We start from the raw sequence: 20,057 nt of genomic DNA, 5'->3' as shown, positions 1-20,057 counted from the left end.
TCCCTACTTGAAAGACTGTAGTTTGAACCAAGCGGACCCGCAGGTCACGGGATGAACGGCATAAAAGTGATGTTTTTCGGAGAAAAGTAGCTGAAATAACGCAAAAACCGCCCAAATGAGGGCGGTTCTGCTTATCACTTAGAGTTAGTTAAGCGATACACCCAGTGCAGTTGCGATCCCTTCTCCATACGCCGGATCGGCCTTGAAAAAGTGCTGCAACTGACGCTGAACCACATCGCTGGAAACACCCGCCATCGCGCCGGCGATGTTGTTGATCAACAGCGCCTTTTGCTCAGCATTCATCAGGCGGAACAGCGCACCGGCGTGGCTGTAGTAATCCGTGTCTTCGCGGTGATCGTAGCGATCAGCTGCACCACTCAGAGCCAGCGCAGGTTCTGCGTACTGCGGCGCTTGTTTGGGGGCATCGGCGTAGCTGTTTGGCTCGTAGTTCGGGGCCGCGCCACCGTTGCTGCCGAACGCCATGGAACCGTCACGCTGGTAAGTATTGACGGGACTGCGCGGAGCATTCACCGGCAGGTGCTGATGGTTGGTCCCGATACGGTAGCGATGCGCATCGGCGTAAGCAAAGACACGCCCCTGCAGCATGCGATCTGGCGACAAACCGACACCTGGCACCATGTTGCTTGGACCGAACGCGGCTTGCTCCACTTCGGCGAAGTAGTTCTGCGGATTGCGGTTCAACTCCAGCTCGCCTACCTCAATCAACGGGAACTCTTTCTGAGACCAGGTTTTGGTCACGTCGAAGGGATTCTCGTAGTGCGCGTTGGCCTGGGCCTCAGTCATGATCTGGATACACACGCGCCATTTCGGGAAGTCGCCGCGCTCGATGGCCCCAAACAGATCGCGCTGAGCATAATCCGGATCGGTACCGGCCAGGCGCGCAGCATCGGCAGGCGCCAGGTTCTTGATGCCTTGCTTGGTCTTGTAGTGCCATTTCACCCAGTGACGCTCGCCATTGGCGTTGATCAAGCTGTAGGTGTGGCTACCAAAGCCATGCATGTGGCGGTAGCCGTCCGGGATACCCCTGTCCGAGAACAGGATGGTGACCTGGTGGAGCGCCTCAGGCGAATGCGACCAGAAGTCCCACATCATCTGCGCACTTTTCAGGTTGCTTTGCGGCAGGCGCTTTTGGGTGTGGATGAAATCGGGGAATTTCAGCGGGTCACGGATAAAGAATACCGGGGTATTGTTGCCAACGATGTCCCAGTTGCCTTCTTCGGTGTAGAACTTCAATGCGAAGCCACGTGGGTCGCGCTCGGTATCTGCGGAGCCGCGCTCGCCACCCACTGTCGAGAAACGCAGGAAGGTTGGCGTCTGCTTGCCAACAGCGTCAAACAGCTTGGCGCTAGTGTACTGGGTGATGTCCTTGGTGACCGTGAACGTGCCATAGGCTCCCGAGCCTTTGGCGTGTACACGACGCTCTGGGATGTTTTCGCGGTTGAAATGGGCAAGCTTCTCGATCAGATGAAAGTCGTCGAGCAACAGCGGGCCACGCGGACCTGCGGAACGGGAATTCTGGTTATCGGCAACGGGAGCACCGCTGGCGGTTGTAAGGGTTTTATTCTGGCTCATGCTCAATCTCCTCAGGTCAGTCTTGGAACTGCCGGCTAATCGGCTTGGAGGGAGTATTGACCAGGAAGATGACACCATCAAATTTATTAAATCATGCTTATCGATAGTTAATTACTAACGATGACTTGGCTCGCATAGCCACAACTCAATCAATACCCGTCATGAACTTTTCTATCGCCCACAAAAAACCGGGCACTAGGCCCGGTTTTTCGTAGCAGACTGTCGTCTTACTCGGCGGATACAGCTTCGCCAGCAGTAGCACGATCAACCAACTCGACGTACGCCATAGGCGCGTTGTCGCCAGTGCGGAAACCGCACTTGAGGATGCGCAGGTAGCCACCCTCACGGGTAGCGTAGCGCTTGCCCAGGTCGTTGAAGAGCTTACCAACGATAGCTTTCGAGCGAGTACGGTCGAAAGCCAGACGGCGGTTAGCCAGGCTGTCTGTCTTGGCCAAAGTGATCAGCGGCTCAGCAACGCGACGCAGTTCTTTGGCTTTCGGCAGTGTAGTTTTAATCAGCTCGTGCTCGAACAGCGACACCGCCATGTTTTGAAACATGGCCTTGCGGTGCGAGCTGGTACGGCTCAGGTGACGACCACTTTTACGATGACGCATGGTTCATTCCTTACCAAACTCACGTTCGGTGATTACGACGATCAGGCAGTCGCCTTGTCGTCCTTCTTAAGACTTGCAGGCGGCCAGTTGTCGAGGCGCATGCCGAGGGACAGACCGCGGGAGGCCAGAACGTCCTTGATTTCAGTCAAGGATTTCTTGCCCAGGTTCGGAGTCTTCAACAGTTCTACTTCGGTACGCTGAATCAGGTCACCGATGTAGTAAATGTTTTCCGCCTTAAGGCAGTTAGCCGAACGTACAGTCAGTTCCAGATCGTCAACCGGGCGAAGCAGGATCGGATCGATCTCGTCTTCCTGCTCGATTACCACTGGTTCGCTGTCACCTTTGAGGTCGACGAACGCAGCCAACTGCTGTTGCAGGATGGTTGCAGCGCGGCGAATAGCCTCTTCAGGATCCAGAGTACCGTTGGTTTCCAGATCAATAACCAGCTTGTCCAGGTTAGTACGCTGCTCGACACGGGCGTTTTCCACCACGTATGCGATACGGCGAACCGGGCTGAACGAAGAGTCAAGCTGCAAGCGACCAATGCTGCGGCTTTCGTCTTCATCGCTCTGACGCGAGTCGGCCGGTTCATAACCACGACCACGAGCTACGGTGAGCTTCATGTTCAGGGCGCCGTTAGACGCCAGGTTAGCGATTACGTGATCGGGATTAACGATCTCGACATCATGATCCAGCTGAATATCGGCAGCGGTAACCACCCCCGAACCCTTCTTCGACAAGGTCAGCGTAACTTCGTCACGGCCGTGCAGCTTGATAGCCAGACCTTTAAGGTTCAACAGGATTTCAATTACGTCTTCCTGTACACCTTCGATGGCGCTGTACTCGTGGAGCACACCGTCAATCTCGGCCTCGACTACTGCACAGCCGGGCATTGAGGACAACAGGATGCGGCGCAGCGCGTTGCCCAGGGTGTGGCCAAAACCACGCTCGAGAGGCTCGAGAGTGATCTTGGCGCGGGTTGGACTGACAACCTGCACATCAATGTGGCGGGGTGTCAGGAACTCATTTACCGAAATCTGCATGGATGCACCTATTTTCTAGCCCTTACTTGGAGTAGAGCTCGACAATCAGGCTTTCGTTGATGTCGGCGGACAGATCACTGCGAGCAGGAACGTTCTTGAAAACGCCCGACTTCTTCTCAGTGTCTACTTCTACCCATTCTACGCGGCCACGTTGGGCACACAGATCGAGAGCTTGGACAATGCGAAGTTGGTTTTTTGCTTTCTCGCGAATCGCGACCACGTCACCAGCACGAACCTGGTAGGACGGGACGTTAACGGTTTGGCCGTTTACGCTAACGGATTTGTGCGATACCAGCTGACGGGATTCGGCACGAGTCGAACCAAAGCCCATACGGTATACAACGTTGTCCAGACGGCATTCGAGCAGTTGCAGCAGGTTTTCACCGGTTGCACCTTTCTTGCCAGCAGCTTCTTTGTAGTAGCCGCTGAACTGACGCTCGAGAACGCCGTAGATACGACGGACCTTCTGCTTTTCACGCAGTTGGGTGCCGTAGTCGGACTGGCGACCGCGGCGTTGGCCGTGGATACCAGGTGCTGCTTCAATGTTGCACTTCGATTCGATCGCGCGCACGCCGCTCTTCAGAAAGAGATCGGTGCCTTCGCGACGAGCGAGTTTGCATTTTGGACCAATGTAACGAGCCATTCTTTACAATCTCCTGGATTACACGCGGCGCTTCTTCGGCGGACGGCACCCGTTGTGCGGGATTGGCGTCACGTCGGTGATGCTGGCGATCTTATAGCCACAGCCGTTCAAAGCACGGACAGCAGACTCACGACCTGGACCTGGACCCTTGACGTTAACGTCGAGGTTTTTCAGGCCATATTCCAGCGCAGCTTGACCAGCACGTTCAGCAGCTACTTGAGCAGCAAACGGGGTGGACTTGCGGGAACCGCGGAAACCCGAACCACCAGAGGTAGCCCAAGAAAGCGCGTTACCTTGACGGTCGGTGATGGTCACGATGGTGTTGTTAAAAGATGCATGGATGTGGGCGATGCCATCAACCACTGTCTTTTTAACTTTTTTACGAGGACGAGCAGCAGGTTTTGCCATGATAATTTTCCTGTCGATTCGCTGGGGCGATTACTTGCGGATCGGCTTACGCGGACCTTTACGGGTACGCGCGTTAGTCTTGGTACGCTGACCGCGTACTGGAAGACCACGACGATGACGCAGACCGCGATAGCAACCGAGGTCCATCAAACGCTTGATTTTCATGTTGATTTCGCGACGCAGGTCACCTTCAGTGGTGAACTTCGCCACTTCGCCACGCAGCAATTCAATCTGCTCGTCGCTCAGATCCTTGATCTTAGCGGCTGGGTTTACCCCAGCAACTGCGCAAATTTTCTGCGCAGTAGTGCGACCAACACCATAGATGTAGGTCAGCGAGATAACAGTGTGCTTGTTATCTGGAATGTTAACGCCTGCAATACGGGCCATTCAGTGGGACTCCAATTGACAGCTACCTACGCCCCGGAAGCCAAGAAATAGGGCGCGAGATAATATCGCTGTAATAACAAATAATCAACCCGGCAGCGCACTAGCTGCCGGGCTTCAAGCGGATCACACTCAGCCTTGGCGCTGTTTGTGACGCGGTTCCGCGCTGCAAATTACTCGAACAACACCTTCGCGGCGAATAATCTTGCAGTTACGGCACAGCTTTTTCACCGATGCACGAACTTTCATCACCAACTCCTCGAACCTTATGGGGTACTCAGCGCAACATGCCGCTGCCGTAGCCCTTCAGGTTGGCTTTCTTCATCAGGGATTCGTACTGGTGCGAAACGAGGTGCGATTGTACTTGGGACATGAAGTCCATCACAACCACGACCACGATCAGCAACGAGGTCCCGCCAAGGTAGAACGGAACGTTTGCTGCAACCACCAGGAACTGGGGCAACAAGCACACGGCCGTCATATATAGAGCACCGAACAGGGTCAAGCGGGTCAGAACGCCATCAATGTAGCGCGCCGACTGCTCGCCTGGACGAATACCCGGAATAAAGGCACCGGACTTCTTCAGGTTTTCCGCTACGTCTTTCGGATTGAACATCAACGCCGTATAGAAGAAGCAGAAGAAAATAATCCCTGCACTAAACAGCAGAATATTCAACGGCTGACCAGGAGCGATCGACTGCGAGATGTCCTGCAACCAGCCCATACCTTCAGACTGACCGAACCAGGCACCCAACGAAGCCGGAAACAGCAAAATGCTGCTCGCGAAGATAGCAGGAATAACACCGGCCATATTCACTTTCAGCGGCAAGTGGCTGGTCTGCGCAGCGAAGACCTTGCGGCCCTGCTGACGCTTGGCGTAGTGAACAGCAATACGACGCTGACCACGCTCAATGAACACCACAAAACCGATAATCGCTACTGCCAGCAAACCGATGGCAACCAAGGCGAAGATATTGATATCACCCTGACGTGCAGACTCGAAAGACTGCCCGATTGCCCTCGGAAGACCGGCGACGATACCTGCGAAAATCAACATCGAGATACCGTTGCCAACACCACGCTCAGTAATCTGCTCACCCAGCCACATCATGAACATCGCACCAGCCACAAATGTGGTTACTGCAACGAAATGGAAGCCAAAGTCACCAGTGAACGCTACGCCCTGCCCCGCCAGACCAATGGACATGCCAATAGCCTGGACAAGAGCAAGAACGACAGTGAGGTAGCGGGTGTACTGGCTAATCTTGCGACGACCAGCTTCACCTTCCTTCTTCAACTGCTCCAGCTGCGGGCTGACGGCGCTCATCAACTGCATGATGATCGATGCCGAAATGTACGGCATGATCCCCAATGCAAAGATGCTCATCCGCTCCAGCGCGCCGCCGGAAAACATGTTGAACAAGCTAAGAATGGTCCCCTCATTCTGTCGAAACAGGTCTGCGAGTCGGTCCGGGTTGATACCTGGAACCGGGATGTGTGCGCCTATTCGGTAGACGATAATCGCCAGGAACAGAAAACGCAGACGAGCCCAAAGTTCAGACATACCGCCTTTGCCGAGCGCTGAGAGAGCACCTTGCTTAGCCATTTATTCCTCGAACTTGCCGCCAGCTGCTTCGATAGCCGAACGCGCACCTTTGGTGGCGCCGATTCCCTTGCCGATAGTGACAGCGCGAGTCACTTCACCGGACAGCATGATTTTCACACGCTGTACGTTGACGTTGATCACGTTGGCATCTTTCAGGGTCTGCACGGTAACGATGTCGCCTTCCACTTTAGCCAGCTCGGACAGACGCACTTCTGCGCGGTCCATGGCCTTCAGGGAAACGAAACCGAACTTCGGCAGGCGACGATGCAGCGGCTGTTGACCGCCTTCAAAGCCTGGAGCGATGGTGCCACCGGAGCGGGAGGTTTGACCTTTGTGGCCACGGCCACCAGTCTTACCCAAACCGCTACCGATACCACGGCCCGGACGATGCTTTTCGCGACGGGAACCCGGCGCTGGACTCAGATCATTGAGTTTCATCGATTAACCCTCGACACGCAGCATGTAGTAAGCCTTGTTGATCATCCCGCGATTCTCGGGAGTATCCTGGACTTCTACAGTGTGACCGATGCGACGCAGACCCAAACCCTTAACGCACAATTTGTGGTTAGGGATGCGGCCGGTCATGCTTTTGATCAGCGTTACTTTAACGGTAGCCATGATCAGAAGATCTCCTTGACGCTTTTGCCACGCTTGGCGGCAATGGATTCAGGAGATTGCATAGCTTTCAAACCTTTGAAAGTGGCGTGAACCACGTTTACCGGGTTAGTCGAGCCGTAGCACTTGGCCAGAACGTTCTGAACGCCAGCAACCTCGAGGACAGCACGCATAGCGCCGCCAGCGATGATACCGGTACCTTCAGAGGCAGGCTGCATGTACACCTTCGAAGCGCCGTGAGCGGACTTCATTGCGTACTGCAGGGTGGTGCCGTTCAGGTCAACTTGGATCATGTTGCGACGAGCAGCTTCCATTGCCTTCTGGATCGCAGCAGGCACTTCACGCGACTTGCCACGGCCGAAGCCAACACGGCCCTTACCATCACCAACCACGGTCAACGCGGTGAAGGTGAAGATACGGCCGCCTTTAACGGTTTTGGCTACGCGGTTAACTTGAACCAGCTTCTCAATGTAGCCTTCGTCGCGCTTTTGGTCGTTATTTGACATAACTTAGAACTCCAGCCCAGCTTCACGAGCAGCATCAGCCAGCGCTTTAACGCGGCCGTGGTACTTGAAGCCAGAGCGGTCGAAAGCCACTTGCGAGACGCCAGCGGCCTTAGCACGCGTAGCGACCAGCTGGCCAACCTTAGTGGCCGCGTCGATGTTGCCAGTGGCACCATCACGCAGTTCTTTATCCAAAGTCGAGGCGCTTGCCAGGACTTTGTTGCCGTCGGCCGAGATGACCTGGGCGTAGATGTGCTGCGACGAGCGGAACACGCAGAGACGCACGACTTCGAGTTCGTGCATTTTCAGGCGTGCTTTGCGAGCGCGACGCAGTCGAGTAACTTTTTTGTCGGTCATTTGCTATGCCCTACTTCTTCTTGGCTTCTTTACGACGGACGACTTCGTCCGCGTAGCGCACACCTTTGCCTTTGTACGGCTCTGGTGGACGGAAGTCGCGGATCTCGGCAGCCACTTGACCTACCAGCTGCTTATCGATGCCCTTGATCAGGATATCGGTCTGGCTAGGAGTTTCAGCGGTGATGCCTTCCGGCAGTTCGTAATCCACTGGGTGCGAGAAGCCAAGGGCCAGGTTCAAAACCGTGCCTTTTGCTTGCGCTTTGTAACCAACACCGACCAGCTGGAGCTTACGCTCGAAGCCTTGGCTTACGCCTTGGACCATGTTGTTTACCAACGCACGCGTGGTACCGGCCATTGCGCGAGTTTGTTGATCGCCATTGCGAGCAGCGAAACGCAGCTCACCAGCTTCTTCAACGATCTCAACGGACGAATGGATGTTCAGTTCAAGAGTACCCTTGGCACCCTTCACCGAAAGCTGTTGGCCTGCGAATTTTACTTCGACACCGGCTGGCAGCTTAACGGGGTTCTTAGCGACGCGAGACATGCTTATCCCCCCTTAGAACACAGTGCAAAGAACTTCGCCGCCGACACCGGCAGCGCGCGCAGCACGATCCGTCATCACACCTTTGTTGGTGGAGACGATAGACACGCCAAGACCGCCACGAACTTTCGGCAGATCTTCAACGGACTTGTACTGACGCAGGCCTGGACGGCTAACGCGCTTCACTTCCTCGATGACCGGACGGCCTTCGAAGTACTTCAGCTCGATGGACAGCAGTGGCTTGATTTCGCTGCTGATCTGATAACCCGCAATGTAGCCTTCGTCTTTCAGGACTTTGGCAACAGCTACCTTCAACGTGGAAGATGGCATGCTTACGACGGACTTTTCAGCCATCTGGGCATTACGGATACGAGTTAGCATGTCCGCTAACGGGTCCTGCATACTCATGGGCTAGACGCTCCTAATACAAAAAAATTAGCCTTGCGGCTACATATGTCACCGAGAATCTCCGGGCATAAAACACACGGGCTCAGGCGAGCTGCGTATTTTAGACACACTCCGGAAATGAAACAAGCCCCAAAAGGGGCTTGTTCCAGATTCTAGGCCACCGGCGGTCAGTATCTTGCGATCCTGGCCACCGAGACTTCGAAAGTACTTACCAGCTGGCTTTAACCAGACCTGGTACGTCACCACGCATTGCAGCTTCACGCAGTTTGTTACGGCCGAGGCCGAACTTGCGGTAAACACCGTGTGGACGACCGGTCAGGCGGCAGCGGTTACGCATGCGCGAAGCGCTTGCGTCACGTGGCTGCTTCTGCAGAGCTACTGTAGCTTCCCAACGCGCTTCTGGACTTGCGTTCAGATCAACGATGATAGCTTTCAGTGCTGCACGCTTCTTGGCGTACTTGGCAACCGTGAGCTGACGCTTCAGCTCGCGGTTTTTCATGCTCATCTTGGCCATGGTCCTACTCCAATCAGTTGCGGAACGGGAATTTGAACGCACGCAGCAGAGCGCGGCCTTCATCATCGTTCTTGGCAGTGGTGGTCAGGGTGATGTCCAGACCGCGGAGAGCATCGATCTTGTCGTAGTCGATTTCCGGGAAGATGATCTGCTCTTTAACGCCCATGCTGTAGTTACCACGACCATCGAAGGACTTGGCATTCAGGCCGCGGAAGTCGCGAACCCGAGGCAGGGAGATCGACAGCAGACGATCCAGGAACTCGTACATACGCTCACGGCGCAGAGTCACTTTGACACCGATCGGCCAACCTTCACGGACTTTAAAGCCAGCGATGGATTTCCGAGCGTAAGTCACAACGACTTTTTGACCGGTGATCTTTTCCAGGTCAGCAACAGCGTGCTCGATGACTTTTTTGTCACCGATCGCTTCGCCCAGACCCATGTTCAGGGTGATTTTGGTAACGCGCGGAACTTCCATCACGTTCGAAAGCTTAAGTTCTTCCTTAAGCTTCGGAGCGATTTCCTTCCGGTAAATCTCTTTTAGTCGTGCCATGGTCTTATCTACCTAGCAGTGTTCAAGCATCAACCGCTTTTTGGGTCGACTTGAAGACACGAATTTTCTTACCGTCTTCTACTTTGAAACCAACGCGATCAGCCTTGTTGGTTTCGCCGTTGAAGATGGCGACGTTAGAAGCGTGCAATGGCGCTTCTTTCTCGACGATACCGCCCTGTACGCCCGACGCGGGGTTTGGCTTGGTATGACGCTTGACCAGGTTCAGACCACCAATGACCAGACGGTCATCAGCAAGAACCTTCAGCACCTTACCGCGCTTACCTTTGTCTTTGCCGGCGATCACGATGATCTCGTCGTCACGACGAATCTTTTGCATGTCGGATCTCCTTACAGCACTTCTGGGGCGAGCGAGACGATCTTCATGAACTTCTCAGTACGAAGTTCACGGGTCACTGGCCCAAAGATACGGGTGCCGATCGGCTCTTGCTTGTTGTTCAGAAGAACAGCAGCGTTGCCATCAAAGCGGATAATGGAGCCATCAGCACGACGTACGCCGTGACGAGTGCGGACTACAACAGCAGTCATCACTTGGCCTTTTTTCACTTTACCGCGAGGAATTGCTTCCTTCACGGTAACTTTGATGATGTCACCGATACCAGCGTAACGACGATGGGAGCCACCCAGCACCTTGATGCACATAACACGGCGAGCGCCGCTGTTATCGGCCACATCGAGCATGGATTGAGTCTGAATCATATAATTTCTCCGACCCCTAGTCCTTAGACTTCCACAGCGCGTTCGAGAACATCAACCAGTGCCCAAGACTTGGTCTTGGCCAGCGGACGAGTTTCACGAATAGTGACTTTGTCGCCGATGTGGCACTGATTGGTTTCGTCGTGCGCGTGCAGCTTAGTCGAACGCTTAACATATTTACCGTAGATCGGGTGCTTAACGCGACGCTCGATCAAAACGGTGATGGTTTTGTCCATCTTGTCGCTGACAACACGGCCAGTCAGCGTACGGACAGTCTTTTCGGCTTCAGCCATGATCACTTACCTGCCTGCTGGTTGAGCACAGTCTTCACGCGAGCGATGTCACGCTTAACTTGCGAGAGCAGATGAGACTGCCCCAACTGGCCAGTTGCTTTCTGCATACGCAGATTGAACTGGTCGCGCAGCAGGCCGAGCAGTTGCTCGTTCAGCTGCTGTGCGGATTTTTCACGAAGTTCATTCGCTTTCATCACATCACCGTCCGTTTAACAAAGGCGGTGGCGAGCGGCAGCTTTGCAGCAGCCAGGGCAAAAGCCTCACGCGCCAGCTCTTCAGTTACACCCTCGATTTCATACAGGACTTTGCCTGGCTGAATCTGGGCTACCCAGTATTCCACGTTACCCTTACCTTTACCCATCCGAACCTCGAGAGGTTTTTTGGAGATCGGCTTGTCCGGGAATACACGGATCCAGATCTTGCCACCACGTTTTACGTGACGGGTCAGTGCACGACGCGCTGACTCGATCTGACGAGCGGTGAGACGACCACGAGCTACAGACTTCAGCGCGAACTCGCCGAAGCTGACTTTGCTACCGCGCTGAGCCAGACCACGGTTGTGGCCTGTCATCTGCTTGCGGAACTTCGTACGCTTAGGTTGCAACATTTGGCGTACCCCTTACTTAGCAGCTTTTTTACGAGGCGCTGGTGCTTGTGGTTTCAGTTCTTCTTGGCGACCACCAATTACTTCGCCCTTGAAGATCCAAACCTTTACACCGATCACACCGTAAGTGGTGTGAGCTTCGTAGTTGGCATAGTCGATGTCGGCACGCAGGGTGTGCAACGGCACACGACCTTCGCGATACCATTCAGTACGTGCGATTTCAGCACCGCCGAGACGACCGCTCACTTGGATTTTGATGCCCTTGGCACCAATGCGCATGGCGTTCTGTACAGCGCGCTTCATAGCACGACGGAACATTACGCGGCGCTCCAGCTGCTGAGCTACGCTCTGCGCAACCAGCATACCGTCGAGCTCCGGCTTGCGGATCTCTTCGATATTGATGTGCACAGGCACACCCATTTGCTTGGTCAGGTCCTGACGCAGTTTCTCAACATCTTCACCTTTCTTCCCGATAACGATACCTGGACGAGCGGTGTGGATGGTGATACGTGCAGTTTGGGCCGGACGATGGATATCGATACGGCTTACGGACGCGCTTTTTAGTTTGTCTTGGAGATACTCACGCACCTTCAGATCAGCGAACAAATAGTCCGCATAAGTCCGACCGTCTGCGTACCAGACGGAGGTGTGCTCCTTGACGATTCCCAGGCGAATGCCAATGGGATGTACTTTCTGACCCATCTCTTCGACTCCGTTACTTGTCAGCAACCTTGACAGTGATATGGCAAGACCGCTTGACGATGCGATCAGCACGGCCTTTGGCACGCGGCATGATACGCTTCAGCGAACGCCCTTCGTTGACGAAAACGGTGCTGACCTTCAGGTCATCAACGTCTGCGCCTTCGTTATGCTCGGCGTTGGCTACGGCCGACTCCAGCACTTTCTTCATGATCTCGGCGGCTTTCTTACTGCTGAAAGCCAACAAGTTGAGCGCTTCGCCCACCTTCTTCCCGCGGATCTGGTCGGCGACCAAGCGGGCTTTCTGGGCGGAGATTCGAGCGCCCGACAACTTAGCGGCTACTTCCATTTCCTAACCCCTTAACGCTTGGCTTTCTTGTCTGCCACGTGCCCACGATAAGTGCGGGTACCGGCAAACTCGCCCAGTTTGTGGCCGACCATGTCTTCGTTAACGAGAACTGGGACGTGCTGACGACCGTTGTGTACTGCGATGGTCAAACCGACCATTTGTGGCAGGATCATAGAACGGCGCGACCAGGTCTTAACTGGTTTGCGATCGTTCTTTTCCGCCGCCACTTCGATCTTCTTCAGTAGGTGAAGATCAATAAAAGGACCTTTTTTCAGAGAACGTGGCACTGTCGTATCCCTCTATTTACTTGCGACGACGGACGATCATTTTGTCGGTACGCTTATTACCACGAGTCTTCGCGCCCTTAGTCGGGAAGCCCCATGGCGATACCGGATGACGACCACCAGAGGTACGACCTTCACCACCACCGTGTGGGTGGTCAACCGGGTTCATGGCAACACCACGAACGGTTGGGCGAACGCCACGCCAGCGTTTGGCACCAGCTTTACCCAGCGAACGCAGGCTGTGCTCGGAGTTCGAGACTTCGCCCAGGGTCGCACGGCATTCAGCCAATACTTTACGCATCTCACCAGAACGCAGACGCAGGGTCACGTAGACACCTTCACGAGCGATCAGCTGAGCCGAAGCACCAGCGGAACGAGCGATCTGTGCGCCTTTACCTGGCTTCAATTCGATGCCGTGTACGGTGCTACCAACTGGAATGTTACGCAGTTGCAGAGCGTTGCCCGGCTTGATCGGTGCCAGGGCACCTGCGATCAGCTGGTCGCCAGCACTCACGCCTTTAGGCGCGATGATGTAGCGACGCTCGCCATCTGCGTACAGCAGCAGAGCGATGTGAGCAGTACGGTTTGGATCGTATTCGATACGCTCGACAGTGGCAGAGATGCCATCTTTGTCGTTGCGACGGAAATCGACCAGACGATAATGCTGCTTATGGCCACCACCGATGTGACGAGTGGTAATACGACCATTGTTGTTACGACCACCAGTCTTCGATTTCTTCTCGAGCAGCGGTGCGTGAGGAGCGCCTTTATGCAGCTCCTGGTTGACCACCTTGACCACAAAACGGCGGCCAGGGGAAGTCGGTTTGCATTTAACGATTGCCATGATGCACCCCTTCCTTACTCAGCACTGCTGCTGAAATCGAGATCTTGGCCTGGCTGAAGGGAGATAACTGCCTTCTTCCAGTCATTACGCTTGCCCAGACCGCGAGCAGTGCGCTTGCTCTTACCCAGAACATTCAGGGTAGTAACACGCTCTACTTTCACGCTGAACAGGCTTTCGACGGCCTTCTTGATTTCCAGCTTGGTTGCGTCAGTTGCAACCTTGAAAACGAACTGGCCTTTCTTGTCAGCCAGAACCGTAGCCTTTTCGGAAACGTGCGGGCCAAGCAGAACTTTAAATACGCGTTCCTGGTTCATCCCAGCAGCTCCTCGAATTTCTTCACGGCCGACACGGTGATCAACACCTTGTCGTATGCGATCAGACTAACTGGATCGGAACCTTGCACGTCACGTACATCAACGTGTGGCAGGTTGCGAGCAGCCAGGTACAGGTTCTGATCAACAGCTTCGGACACGATCAGGACATCAGTCAGACCCATGCCATTCAGCTTGCTCAGCAGATCTTTGGTTTTCGGCGCTTCAACAGCGAAGTCCTGAACCACGACCAGACGATCAGTACGCACGAGTTCAGCAAGGATGGAGCGCAGTGCTGCGCGATACATCTTCTTGTTGAGCTTCTGAGAGTGATCCTGCGGACGAGCTGCGAAAGTGGTACCGCCGCCACGCCAGATTGGGCTACGGATAGTACCGGCACGAGCACGGCCAGTACCTTTCTGACGCCAAGGGCGCTTACCGCCACCACGAACGTCGGAACGGGTCTTTTGCTGCTTGCTACCTTGACGGCCGCCGGCCATGTAGGCCACGACTGCTTGGTGAACGAGCGTCTCGTTGAATTCGCCGCCAAATGTCAGTTCGGAAACTTCGATCGCTTGAGCGTCATTTACATTTAATTGCATGTCAGCTTCCCCTTAACCGCGAGCCTTGGCCGCTGGACGTACAACCAGGTTGCCGCCAGTAGCGCCAGGAACAGCACCCTTGACCAACAACAGATTGCGTTCAGCGTCGACGCGCACTACTTCGAGGGACTGCACGGTCACGCGCTCAGCGCCCATATGACCGGACATTTTTTTGCCCTTGAATACACGACCAGGAGTCTGGCACTGGCCAATAGAGCCCGGGACGCGGTGGGAAACGGAGTTACCGTGAGTGTTGTCTTGGCCACGGAAATTCCAACGCTTGATCGTACCCTGGAAGCCTTTACCCTTGGACTGACCGGTTACATCAACCAGTTGACCAGCGGCGAAGATTTCAGCGTTGATCAGATCGCCAGCCTGGTAGTCGCCATCTTCAAGACGGAACTCCATGACAGTACGACCAGCTGCAACGTTTGCTTTAGCGAAGTGACCTGCTTGAGCAGCAGTCACGCGCGAAGCACGACGCTCGCCGACAGTGACTTGCACTGCACGATAGCCATCGGTTTCTTCAGTTTTGAACTGGGTGACGCGATTCGGCTCGATCTCAATGACCGTGACCGGAATGGAGACACCTTCTTCGGTGAAAATACGGGTCATACCGCATTTACGACCGACTACACCAATAGTCATGTTGTAAACCTCATGAGTGTACGGGGCTTTCACCCGCTATGGCCGCCCATTTCAGAGCGTTACACGACTAAGACCCGAGTCTTAGCCGAGGCTGATCTGTACTTCCACACCGGCCGCCAGATCAAGCTTCATAAGTGCATCAACGGTTTTATCCGTTGGCTGGACGATGTCCAGAACGCGCTTATGAGTACGGATCTCGTACTGGTCACGCGCGTCTTTGTTGACGTGCGGGGAGACCAGAACGGTGAACCGCTCTTTGCGGGTAGGCAGTGGAATAGGACCACGCACTTGTGCCCCAGTACGTTTCGCGGTTTCCACGATTTCCTGGGTGGATTGGTCGATCAGGCGATGGTCAAAAGCCTTCAACCTGATACGGATTTGCTGATTTTGCATTGGATTTCAGACTCCGGCTGCTATTCCCACCGAGCGCACTGCGCCCGTTAAAAGGAGGCGCAATTCTATAGACGCCCCAGATAGGTGTCAACCCAATAAAAAAGCCCCCGCTGAGCGGGGGCTTTTCAAAGCATCGAAGCTATCTCAGAAGAGATGCTTACTCGATGATTTTAGCTACAACGCCAGCACCAACGGTACGGCCGCCTTCACGGATTGCGAAACGCAGACCGTCTTCCATTGCGATGGTTTTGATCAGGGTGACAACCATTTTGATGTTGTCGCCTGGCATTACCATCTCAACGCCTTCCGGCAGTTCGCAGTTACCAGTCACGTCAGTAGTACGGAAGTAGAACTGTGGACGGTAGCCTTTGAAGAACGGAGTGTGACGACCGCCTTCTTCTTTGCTCAGCACGTACACTTCAGCTTCGAACTTGGTGTGCGGCTTAACCGAACCTGGCTTGACCAGAACCTGGCCACGCTCAACGTCGTCACGCTTGGTACCACGCAGCAGAACGCCGCAGTTCTCGCCAGCACGACCTTCGTCGAGCAGCTTACGGAACATTTCAACACCGGTGCAGGTGGTGACGGTAGTGTCACGCAGACCAACGATTTCCAGTGGATCTTGAACCTTGACGATACCGCGCTCGATACGACCAGTTACAACAGTACCGCGACCGGAGATCGAGAATACGTCTTCGATTGGCATCAGGAACGGCTTGTCGATAACACGAACTGGATCTGGGATGTAGCTGTCCAGAGTCTCAACCAGTTTACGAACGGACGTGGTGCCCATTTCGTTATCGTCTTTACCTTCCAGAGCCATACGAGCAGAACCGATGATGATCGGAGTGTCGTCGCCCGGGAAGTCGTAAGTGCTCAGCAGATCGCGCACTTCCATCTCAACCAGTTCCAGCAGCTCAGCGTCGTCTACCAGGTCGGCCTTGTTCAGGTAAACCACGATGTACGGAACGCCTACCTGACGGGACAGCAGGATGTGCTCACGGGTTTGTGGCATCGGACCATCAGCGGCCGAGCAAACCAGGATTGCGCCGTCCATCTGGGCAGCACCGGTGATCATGTTCTTCACATAGTCGGCGTGACCTGGGCAGTCAACGTGAGCGTAGTGACGGATCAGCGAGTTGTATTCAACGTGCGCGGTGTTGATGGTGATACCACGAGCTTTTTCTTCTGGTGCGCTGTCGATTTTATCGAAATCAACGATTGCGGAACCGAATACTTCGGAGCAAACGCGAGTCAGAGCAGCAGTCAGAGTGGTTTTACCATGGTCAACGTGACCGATAGTGCCAACGTTGACGTGCGGTAGGGAACGATCAAATTTTTCTTTAGCCACGACAATTAACTCCTTGCCTAAAGGACTGAATCAGCCTTGTTTTTTGGATACAGTTTCAGCGATGTGCGCCGGAGCTGTGTTGTATTTTTTGAATTCCATAGAGTAGCTTGCGCGACCCTGGGACATGGAGCGAACGTCGGTCGCATAACCGAACATCTCACCCAACGGAACCTCGGCGCGAATCACTTTGCCGGAAACCGTGTCTTCCATACCCAAGATCATGCCGCGACGACGATTAAGGTCGCCCATGACATCACCCATATAGTCTTCAGGTGTAACAACTTCTACCGCCATGATTGGCTCAAGCAACTCACCACCACCCTTCTGGGCCAGTTGCTTGGTTGCCATGGAAGCAGCCACCTTAAACGCCATCTCGTTGGAGTCGACGTCGTGGTAAGAACCGTCAAAAACGGTTGCTTTCAGGCCGATCAGCGGATAGCCGGCAACAACACCGTTCTTCATCTGCTCTTCGATGCCCTTCTGGATAGCAGGGATGTATTCCTTAGGAACCACACCACCTACTACTTCGTTCACGAATTGCAGACCTTCCTGACCTTCGTCAGCAGGAGCAAAACGGATCCAGCAGTGACCGAACTGACCACGACCGCCGGACTGACGAACGAACTTGCCTTCGATTTCACAGTTCTTCGTGATGCGCTCACGATAGGAAACCTGAGGCTTACCGATGTTGGCTTCGACGTTGAACTCACGGCGCATCCGGTCAACCAGGATGTCCAGGTGCAGCTCGCCCATGCCGGAGATGATCGTTTGACCAGTCTCTTCATCAGTCTTGACGCGGAAAGATGGATCTTCCTGAGCAAGCTTGCCCAGAGCGATACCCATTTTTTCCTGGTCATCCTTGGTCTTAGGCTCTACGGCAACCGAGATAACCGGCTCCGGGAAGTCCATGCGAACCAGGATGATTGGCTTAGCAGCGTCGCACAAAGTTTCACCAGTGGTGACGTCCTTCATGCCGATCAGGGCCGCGATGTCACCAGCGCGTACTTCCTTGATCTCTTCGCGGGCGTTTGCGTGCATTTGCACCATACGACCCACACGCTCTTTCTTGCCCTTGACCGAGTTGATCACGCCGTCGCCGGAGGCCAACACGCCCGAGTAAACGCGGACGAAAGTCAGGGTACCCACGAATGGGTCGGTAGCGATCTTGAACGCCAGAGCCGAGAACGGCTCGCTGTCGTCAGCATGACGCTCCATCTCTTCTTCCTCGTTATCAGGGTTGGTACCCTTGATAGCAGGAATGTCGGTTGGAGCAGGCAGGTAGTCGATCACGGCGTCGAGAACCAGGGGAACACCCTTGTTCTTGAAGGAAGAACCGCAAACAGCCAAGACGATCTCACCAGCGATAGTACGCTGACGCAGAGCAGCCTTGATTTCCACGTTGGTGAGCTCTTCACCTTCGAGGTACTTGTTCATCAGCTCTTCGCTGGCTTCGGCAGCAGCCTCAACCAGGTTGTTGCGCCACTCGTCAGCCAGTTCCTGCAGTTCTGCAGGGATAGGCTTGCGAACAGGAACCATGCCTTTGTCGGCGTCATTCCAGTAGACCGCTTCCATGGTGATCAGATCGATCTGACCCTGGAAGTTGTCTTCGGAACCGATAGCCAATTGGATTGGCACCGGAGTGTGACCCAGACGCTGCTTGATCTGACCGATCACGCGCAGGAAGTTGGCACCAGCACGGTCCATCTTGTTTACGTAAACAAGACGTGGAACACCGTACTTGTTGGCTTGACGCCATACGGTTTCCGACTGAGGCTCAACACCCGAAGTACCGCAGAACACAACGACGGCGCCGTCGAGTACACGCAGGGAACGTTCAACTTCAATAGTGAAGTCAACGTGGCCCGGGGTATCGATTACGTTGAAGCGGTGCTCGTCCTTGTACTGCTTGGCAGAACCTTTCCAGAAGGCGGTAATAGCAGCAGAAGTAATGGTAATACCACGCTCCTGCTCCTGAACCATCCAGTCTGTGGTCGCGGCGCCATCATGCACCTCGCCCATTTTGTGACTTTTGCCGGTGTAAAACAGTACGCGCTCGGTGGTGGTGGTTTTACCAGCATCCACGTGAGCAACGATACCGATGTTACGGTAGCGGCTAATCGGAGTAGTACGAGCCATAAAGCCCTCGCAAAATTAGTGAAGCTAAGATTAGAAGCGGTAGTGCGAGAAAGCTTTGTTAGCTTCAGCCATACGGTGCACGTCTTCACGCTTCTTAACAGCAGCACCTTTACCTTCAGCAGCGTCCAACAGCTCGCCGGCCAAACGCAGAGCCATAGACTTCTCGCCGCGCTTACGGGCGAAGTCTACCAACCAGCGCATTGCCAGGGCGTTACGACGGGACGGGCGAACTTCGACCGGAACCTGGTAAGTAGCACCGCCTACACGGCGCGACTTCACTTCGACCAGCGGAGCGATGGCGTCGAGAGCTTTCTCGAAGATTTCCAGGGGGTCGCTGTTCTTGCGTTCTTTAACCTTTTCCAGCGCGCCATAAACGATACGCTCGGCAACGGCTTTCTTGCCGCTTTCCATCACGTGGTTCATGAACTTGGCCAGGATTTGGCTTCCGTATTTTGGATCGTCAAGCACTTCGCGCTTGGCTGCTACGCGTCTTCTTGGCATGGATAAGCCCTCAAACGGTCTTCAGGTTCGTTCGGAATCGGTGCCCTTGCGGGACGCCTCCGACCTTACTCTTATCGACTCAGAAAATAAGATGATTCAGTTTACAAAAAGCCGCTACTACTTAGGCTTCTTGGTACCGTACTTCGAACGACCCTGGTTACGACCTTTAACGCCGGAAGTATCCAAGGAGCCGCGTACGGTGTGGTAACGAACACCTGGCAAGTCTTTTACACGACCGCCGCGGATCAGCACCACGCTGTGCTCTTGCAGGTTGTGGCCTTCACCGCCGATGTACGAGGAAACCTCGAAACCGTTGGTCAGGCGCACACGGCATACTTTACGCAGTGCCGAGTTAGGTTTTTTCGGCGTAGTGGTATACACGCGAGTGCATACGCCACGACGTTGCGGGCAGTTCTGCAGCGCAGGTACGTCGGATTTCTCGACGATACGCTTACGCGGCTGACGTACCAGCTGGTTGATAGTTGCCATCTACTAGCTCCACTGTTGTCTTGCGACGCTATTGTCTTGCAAGAAAAGCAAAATGGC

Annotated in this window: 33 protein-coding genes; all 33 read right to left on the bottom strand. The window is 54.5% G+C overall.

All coding sequences use genetic code 11. The features are described 5' to 3' along the window. Positions 1-144 precede the first annotated feature (144 nt). Complete coding sequence (locus AC19YY_RS27480) at positions 145-1,593, bottom strand: catalase (RefSeq protein ID WP_169951374.1); 1,449 nt, start codon at positions 1,591-1,593, stop codon at positions 145-147. A gap of 227 nt (positions 1,594-1,820) precedes the next feature. After that, positions 1,821-2,207, bottom strand: coding sequence for a 50S ribosomal protein L17 (rplQ, locus tag AC19YY_RS27475; RefSeq protein ID WP_007918448.1), 387 nt, complete (start codon positions 2,205-2,207; stop codon positions 1,821-1,823). Between the two features lie 41 nt (positions 2,208-2,248). Continuing rightward, positions 2,249-3,250 carry a DNA-directed RNA polymerase subunit alpha gene (locus AC19YY_RS27470; RefSeq protein WP_003176403.1) on the bottom strand — a complete coding sequence of 334 codons (1,002 nt, stop codon included), beginning with the start codon at positions 3,248-3,250 and terminating at the stop codon, positions 2,249-2,251. Positions 3,251-3,272: 22 nt separating this feature from the next. After that, complete coding sequence (gene rpsD, locus AC19YY_RS27465) at positions 3,273-3,893, bottom strand: 30S ribosomal protein S4 (protein ID WP_003210056.1); 621 nt, start codon at positions 3,891-3,893, stop codon at positions 3,273-3,275. 18 nt (positions 3,894-3,911) lie between these two features. Next, the gene (gene rpsK / locus AC19YY_RS27460) at positions 3,912-4,301 is read right to left on the bottom strand and encodes a 30S ribosomal protein S11 (protein ID WP_002555466.1); all 390 of its coding nucleotides are present in this window, start codon (positions 4,299-4,301) and stop codon (positions 3,912-3,914) included. 30 nt (positions 4,302-4,331) lie between these two features. Then, positions 4,332-4,688 (bottom strand): 30S ribosomal protein S13, encoded by a 357-nt coding sequence (rpsM, locus tag AC19YY_RS27455; RefSeq protein ID WP_024077676.1) that lies wholly within the window; start codon positions 4,686-4,688, stop codon positions 4,332-4,334. Positions 4,689-4,817: 129 nt separating this feature from the next. Further along, positions 4,818-4,934, bottom strand: coding sequence for a 50S ribosomal protein L36 (gene rpmJ / locus AC19YY_RS27450; protein WP_002555468.1), 117 nt, complete (start codon positions 4,932-4,934; stop codon positions 4,818-4,820). A gap of 28 nt (positions 4,935-4,962) precedes the next feature. Then, entirely contained in the window at positions 4,963-6,291 is a 1,329-nt protein-coding gene (secY, locus tag AC19YY_RS27445; RefSeq protein ID WP_053125863.1) for a preprotein translocase subunit SecY, read from the bottom strand. Further along, entirely contained in the window at positions 6,292-6,729 is a 438-nt protein-coding gene (gene rplO / locus AC19YY_RS27440) for a 50S ribosomal protein L15 (RefSeq protein ID WP_003176407.1), read from the bottom strand. A gap of 3 nt (positions 6,730-6,732) precedes the next feature. Beyond that, positions 6,733-6,909 (bottom strand): 50S ribosomal protein L30, encoded by a 177-nt coding sequence (gene rpmD / locus AC19YY_RS27435; protein WP_003176408.1) that lies wholly within the window; start codon positions 6,907-6,909, stop codon positions 6,733-6,735. A 2-nt stretch (positions 6,910-6,911) separates the two neighbouring features. Beyond that, positions 6,912-7,412: a 30S ribosomal protein S5 gene (gene rpsE / locus AC19YY_RS27430; protein WP_003186035.1), complete on the bottom strand. Its 501-nt coding sequence runs from the start codon at positions 7,410-7,412 to the stop codon at positions 6,912-6,914. A 3-nt stretch (positions 7,413-7,415) separates the two neighbouring features. Continuing rightward, complete coding sequence (gene rplR, locus AC19YY_RS27425; protein WP_003186037.1) at positions 7,416-7,766, bottom strand: 50S ribosomal protein L18; 351 nt, start codon at positions 7,764-7,766, stop codon at positions 7,416-7,418. A 10-nt stretch (positions 7,767-7,776) separates the two neighbouring features. Then, on the bottom strand, positions 7,777-8,310 hold the full coding sequence (gene rplF / locus AC19YY_RS27420; protein WP_003176412.1) for a 50S ribosomal protein L6: 534 nt from the start codon (positions 8,308-8,310) through the stop codon (positions 7,777-7,779). Positions 8,311-8,322: 12 nt separating this feature from the next. Continuing rightward, the gene (rpsH, locus tag AC19YY_RS27415) at positions 8,323-8,715 is read right to left on the bottom strand and encodes a 30S ribosomal protein S8 (protein ID WP_017848802.1); all 393 of its coding nucleotides are present in this window, start codon (positions 8,713-8,715) and stop codon (positions 8,323-8,325) included. Between the two features lie 208 nt (positions 8,716-8,923). After that, positions 8,924-9,229 carry a 30S ribosomal protein S14 gene (gene rpsN, locus AC19YY_RS27410; protein ID WP_003176414.1) on the bottom strand — a complete coding sequence of 102 codons (306 nt, stop codon included), beginning with the start codon at positions 9,227-9,229 and terminating at the stop codon, positions 8,924-8,926. Between the two features lie 13 nt (positions 9,230-9,242). Next, on the bottom strand, positions 9,243-9,782 hold the full coding sequence (rplE, locus tag AC19YY_RS27405) for a 50S ribosomal protein L5 (RefSeq protein WP_003210069.1): 540 nt from the start codon (positions 9,780-9,782) through the stop codon (positions 9,243-9,245). A gap of 22 nt (positions 9,783-9,804) precedes the next feature. After that, on the bottom strand, positions 9,805-10,119 hold the full coding sequence (rplX, locus tag AC19YY_RS27400; protein ID WP_029299388.1) for a 50S ribosomal protein L24: 315 nt from the start codon (positions 10,117-10,119) through the stop codon (positions 9,805-9,807). Between the two features lie 11 nt (positions 10,120-10,130). After that, on the bottom strand, positions 10,131-10,499 hold the full coding sequence (rplN, locus tag AC19YY_RS27395) for a 50S ribosomal protein L14 (protein WP_002555479.1): 369 nt from the start codon (positions 10,497-10,499) through the stop codon (positions 10,131-10,133). A 23-nt stretch (positions 10,500-10,522) separates the two neighbouring features. Next, on the bottom strand, positions 10,523-10,789 hold the full coding sequence (rpsQ, locus tag AC19YY_RS27390; RefSeq protein ID WP_003176419.1) for a 30S ribosomal protein S17: 267 nt from the start codon (positions 10,787-10,789) through the stop codon (positions 10,523-10,525). Between the two features lie 2 nt (positions 10,790-10,791). Beyond that, positions 10,792-10,983 carry a 50S ribosomal protein L29 gene (gene rpmC, locus AC19YY_RS27385; protein WP_002555481.1) on the bottom strand — a complete coding sequence of 64 codons (192 nt, stop codon included), beginning with the start codon at positions 10,981-10,983 and terminating at the stop codon, positions 10,792-10,794. Further along, a complete protein-coding gene (gene rplP, locus AC19YY_RS27380; RefSeq protein WP_003232424.1) occupies positions 10,983-11,396 on the bottom strand; it encodes a 50S ribosomal protein L16 in 414 nt (137 codons plus the stop codon). Before rplP ends, rpmC begins: the two co-directional genes overlap by 1 nt. Positions 11,397-11,408: 12 nt before the next feature. Next, positions 11,409-12,095 (bottom strand): 30S ribosomal protein S3, encoded by a 687-nt coding sequence (rpsC, locus tag AC19YY_RS27375; protein WP_003176422.1) that lies wholly within the window; start codon positions 12,093-12,095, stop codon positions 11,409-11,411. 13 nt (positions 12,096-12,108) lie between these two features. Beyond that, positions 12,109-12,441, bottom strand: coding sequence for a 50S ribosomal protein L22 (gene rplV / locus AC19YY_RS27370; protein ID WP_003103908.1), 333 nt, complete (start codon positions 12,439-12,441; stop codon positions 12,109-12,111). Positions 12,442-12,452: 11 nt separating this feature from the next. Continuing rightward, complete coding sequence (rpsS, locus tag AC19YY_RS27365; RefSeq protein WP_002555486.1) at positions 12,453-12,728, bottom strand: 30S ribosomal protein S19; 276 nt, start codon at positions 12,726-12,728, stop codon at positions 12,453-12,455. Positions 12,729-12,744: 16 nt separating this feature from the next. Further along, positions 12,745-13,569 carry a 50S ribosomal protein L2 gene (gene rplB, locus AC19YY_RS27360; RefSeq protein WP_003176423.1) on the bottom strand — a complete coding sequence of 275 codons (825 nt, stop codon included), beginning with the start codon at positions 13,567-13,569 and terminating at the stop codon, positions 12,745-12,747. A 14-nt stretch (positions 13,570-13,583) separates the two neighbouring features. Next, positions 13,584-13,883: a 50S ribosomal protein L23 gene (gene rplW / locus AC19YY_RS27355; RefSeq protein WP_002555488.1), complete on the bottom strand. Its 300-nt coding sequence runs from the start codon at positions 13,881-13,883 to the stop codon at positions 13,584-13,586. Continuing rightward, positions 13,880-14,482, bottom strand: a complete 603-nt coding sequence (gene rplD / locus AC19YY_RS27350; RefSeq protein WP_198848640.1) for a 50S ribosomal protein L4 — start codon at positions 14,480-14,482, stop codon at positions 13,880-13,882. Before rplD ends, rplW begins: the two co-directional genes overlap by 4 nt. 12 nt (positions 14,483-14,494) lie before the next feature. Beyond that, a complete protein-coding gene (rplC, locus tag AC19YY_RS27345) occupies positions 14,495-15,130 on the bottom strand; it encodes a 50S ribosomal protein L3 (protein ID WP_003194649.1) in 636 nt (211 codons plus the stop codon). Between the two features lie 81 nt (positions 15,131-15,211). Further along, positions 15,212-15,523 (bottom strand): 30S ribosomal protein S10, encoded by a 312-nt coding sequence (gene rpsJ, locus AC19YY_RS27340; RefSeq protein ID WP_003186070.1) that lies wholly within the window; start codon positions 15,521-15,523, stop codon positions 15,212-15,214. A 157-nt stretch (positions 15,524-15,680) separates the two neighbouring features. After that, on the bottom strand, positions 15,681-16,874 hold the full coding sequence (gene tuf / locus AC19YY_RS27335; RefSeq protein WP_003176426.1) for an elongation factor Tu: 1,194 nt from the start codon (positions 16,872-16,874) through the stop codon (positions 15,681-15,683). A gap of 30 nt (positions 16,875-16,904) precedes the next feature. Next, positions 16,905-19,010: an elongation factor G gene (gene fusA, locus AC19YY_RS27330; RefSeq protein ID WP_029299268.1), complete on the bottom strand. Its 2,106-nt coding sequence runs from the start codon at positions 19,008-19,010 to the stop codon at positions 16,905-16,907. A 30-nt stretch (positions 19,011-19,040) separates the two neighbouring features. Then, positions 19,041-19,511 (bottom strand): 30S ribosomal protein S7, encoded by a 471-nt coding sequence (rpsG, locus tag AC19YY_RS27325; protein ID WP_002555493.1) that lies wholly within the window; start codon positions 19,509-19,511, stop codon positions 19,041-19,043. A gap of 117 nt (positions 19,512-19,628) precedes the next feature. Further along, a complete protein-coding gene (rpsL, locus tag AC19YY_RS27320; RefSeq protein ID WP_002555494.1) occupies positions 19,629-20,000 on the bottom strand; it encodes a 30S ribosomal protein S12 in 372 nt (123 codons plus the stop codon). Between the last annotated feature and the right edge of the window lie 57 nt (positions 20,001-20,057).

This window comes from Pseudomonas sp. MF09156 (assembly GCF_059862305.1).
Note: the sequence above shows the minus strand (reverse complement) of the source record. Positions and strands in the feature narration are given on the sequence as shown.

Bases quoted from the DNA above. Each gene is read 5' to 3' on its own strand.
- rpmD (WP_003176408.1), bottom strand. From the start codon at position 6,909: ATGGCTACCGTTAAAGTAACGCTGATCAAAAGCATGACCGGCCGCATC.
- rpsK (WP_002555466.1), bottom strand. From the start codon at position 4,301: ATGGCAAAACCTGCTGCTCGTCCTCGTAAAAAAGTTAAAAAGACAGTG.
- rpmJ (WP_002555468.1), bottom strand. From the start codon at position 4,934: ATGAAAGTTCGTGCATCGGTGAAAAAGCTGTGCCGTAACTGCAAGATT.
- AC19YY_RS27470 (WP_003176403.1), bottom strand. From the start codon at position 3,250: ATGCAGATTTCGGTAAATGAGTTCCTGACACCCCGCCACATTGATGTG.
- rplX (WP_029299388.1), bottom strand. From the start codon at position 10,119: ATGCAAAAGATTCGTCGTGACGACGAGATCATCGTGATCGCCGGCAAA.
- rplO (WP_003176407.1), bottom strand. From the start codon at position 6,729: ATGAAACTCAATGATCTGAGTCCAGCGCCGGGTTCCCGTCGCGAAAAG.
- rplV (WP_003103908.1), bottom strand. From the start codon at position 12,441: ATGGAAGTAGCCGCTAAGTTGTCGGGCGCTCGAATCTCCGCCCAGAAA.
- rpsQ (WP_003176419.1), bottom strand. From the start codon at position 10,789: ATGGCTGAAGCCGAAAAGACTGTCCGTACGCTGACTGGCCGTGTTGTC.
- rplN (WP_002555479.1), bottom strand. From the start codon at position 10,499: ATGATTCAGACTCAATCCATGCTCGATGTGGCCGATAACAGCGGCGCT.
- secY (WP_053125863.1), bottom strand. From the start codon at position 6,291: ATGGCTAAGCAAGGTGCTCTCTCAGCGCTCGGCAAAGGCGGTATGTCT.
- rplP (WP_003232424.1), bottom strand. From the start codon at position 11,396: ATGTTGCAACCTAAGCGTACGAAGTTCCGCAAGCAGATGACAGGCCAC.
- rpsH (WP_017848802.1), bottom strand. From the start codon at position 8,715: ATGAGTATGCAGGACCCGTTAGCGGACATGCTAACTCGTATCCGTAAT.
- rplC (WP_003194649.1), bottom strand. From the start codon at position 15,130: ATGACTATTGGTGTAGTCGGTCGTAAATGCGGTATGACCCGTATTTTC.
- rplW (WP_002555488.1), bottom strand. From the start codon at position 13,883: ATGAACCAGGAACGCGTATTTAAAGTTCTGCTTGGCCCGCACGTTTCC.
- rpsN (WP_003176414.1), bottom strand. From the start codon at position 9,229: ATGGCCAAGATGAGCATGAAAAACCGCGAGCTGAAGCGTCAGCTCACG.
- rplF (WP_003176412.1), bottom strand. From the start codon at position 8,310: ATGTCTCGCGTCGCTAAGAACCCCGTTAAGCTGCCAGCCGGTGTCGAA.
- rplD (WP_198848640.1), bottom strand. From the start codon at position 14,482: ATGCAATTAAATGTAAATGACGCTCAAGCGATCGAAGTTTCCGAACTG.
- rpsE (WP_003186035.1), bottom strand. From the start codon at position 7,412: ATGTCAAATAACGACCAAAAGCGCGACGAAGGCTACATTGAGAAGCTG.
- fusA (WP_029299268.1), bottom strand. From the start codon at position 19,010: ATGGCTCGTACTACTCCGATTAGCCGCTACCGTAACATCGGTATCGTT.
- rplE (WP_003210069.1), bottom strand. From the start codon at position 9,782: ATGGCACGACTAAAAGAGATTTACCGGAAGGAAATCGCTCCGAAGCTT.
- rpsG (WP_002555493.1), bottom strand. From the start codon at position 19,511: ATGCCAAGAAGACGCGTAGCAGCCAAGCGCGAAGTGCTTGACGATCCA.
- rplR (WP_003186037.1), bottom strand. From the start codon at position 7,766: ATGACCGACAAAAAAGTTACTCGACTGCGTCGCGCTCGCAAAGCACGC.
- rpsC (WP_003176422.1), bottom strand. From the start codon at position 12,095: ATGGGTCAGAAAGTACATCCCATTGGCATTCGCCTGGGAATCGTCAAG.
- rpsL (WP_002555494.1), bottom strand. From the start codon at position 20,000: ATGGCAACTATCAACCAGCTGGTACGTCAGCCGCGTAAGCGTATCGTC.
- rpsD (WP_003210056.1), bottom strand. From the start codon at position 3,893: ATGGCTCGTTACATTGGTCCAAAATGCAAACTCGCTCGTCGCGAAGGC.
- rpmC (WP_002555481.1), bottom strand. From the start codon at position 10,983: ATGAAAGCGAATGAACTTCGTGAAAAATCCGCACAGCAGCTGAACGAG.
- AC19YY_RS27480 (WP_169951374.1), bottom strand. From the start codon at position 1,593: ATGAGCCAGAATAAAACCCTTACAACCGCCAGCGGTGCTCCCGTTGCC.
- rpsM (WP_024077676.1), bottom strand. From the start codon at position 4,688: ATGGCCCGTATTGCAGGCGTTAACATTCCAGATAACAAGCACACTGTT.
- rplB (WP_003176423.1), bottom strand. From the start codon at position 13,569: ATGGCAATCGTTAAATGCAAACCGACTTCCCCTGGCCGCCGTTTTGTG.
- rpsJ (WP_003186070.1), bottom strand. From the start codon at position 15,523: ATGCAAAATCAGCAAATCCGTATCAGGTTGAAGGCTTTTGACCATCGC.
- rplQ (WP_007918448.1), bottom strand. From the start codon at position 2,207: ATGCGTCATCGTAAAAGTGGTCGTCACCTGAGCCGTACCAGCTCGCAC.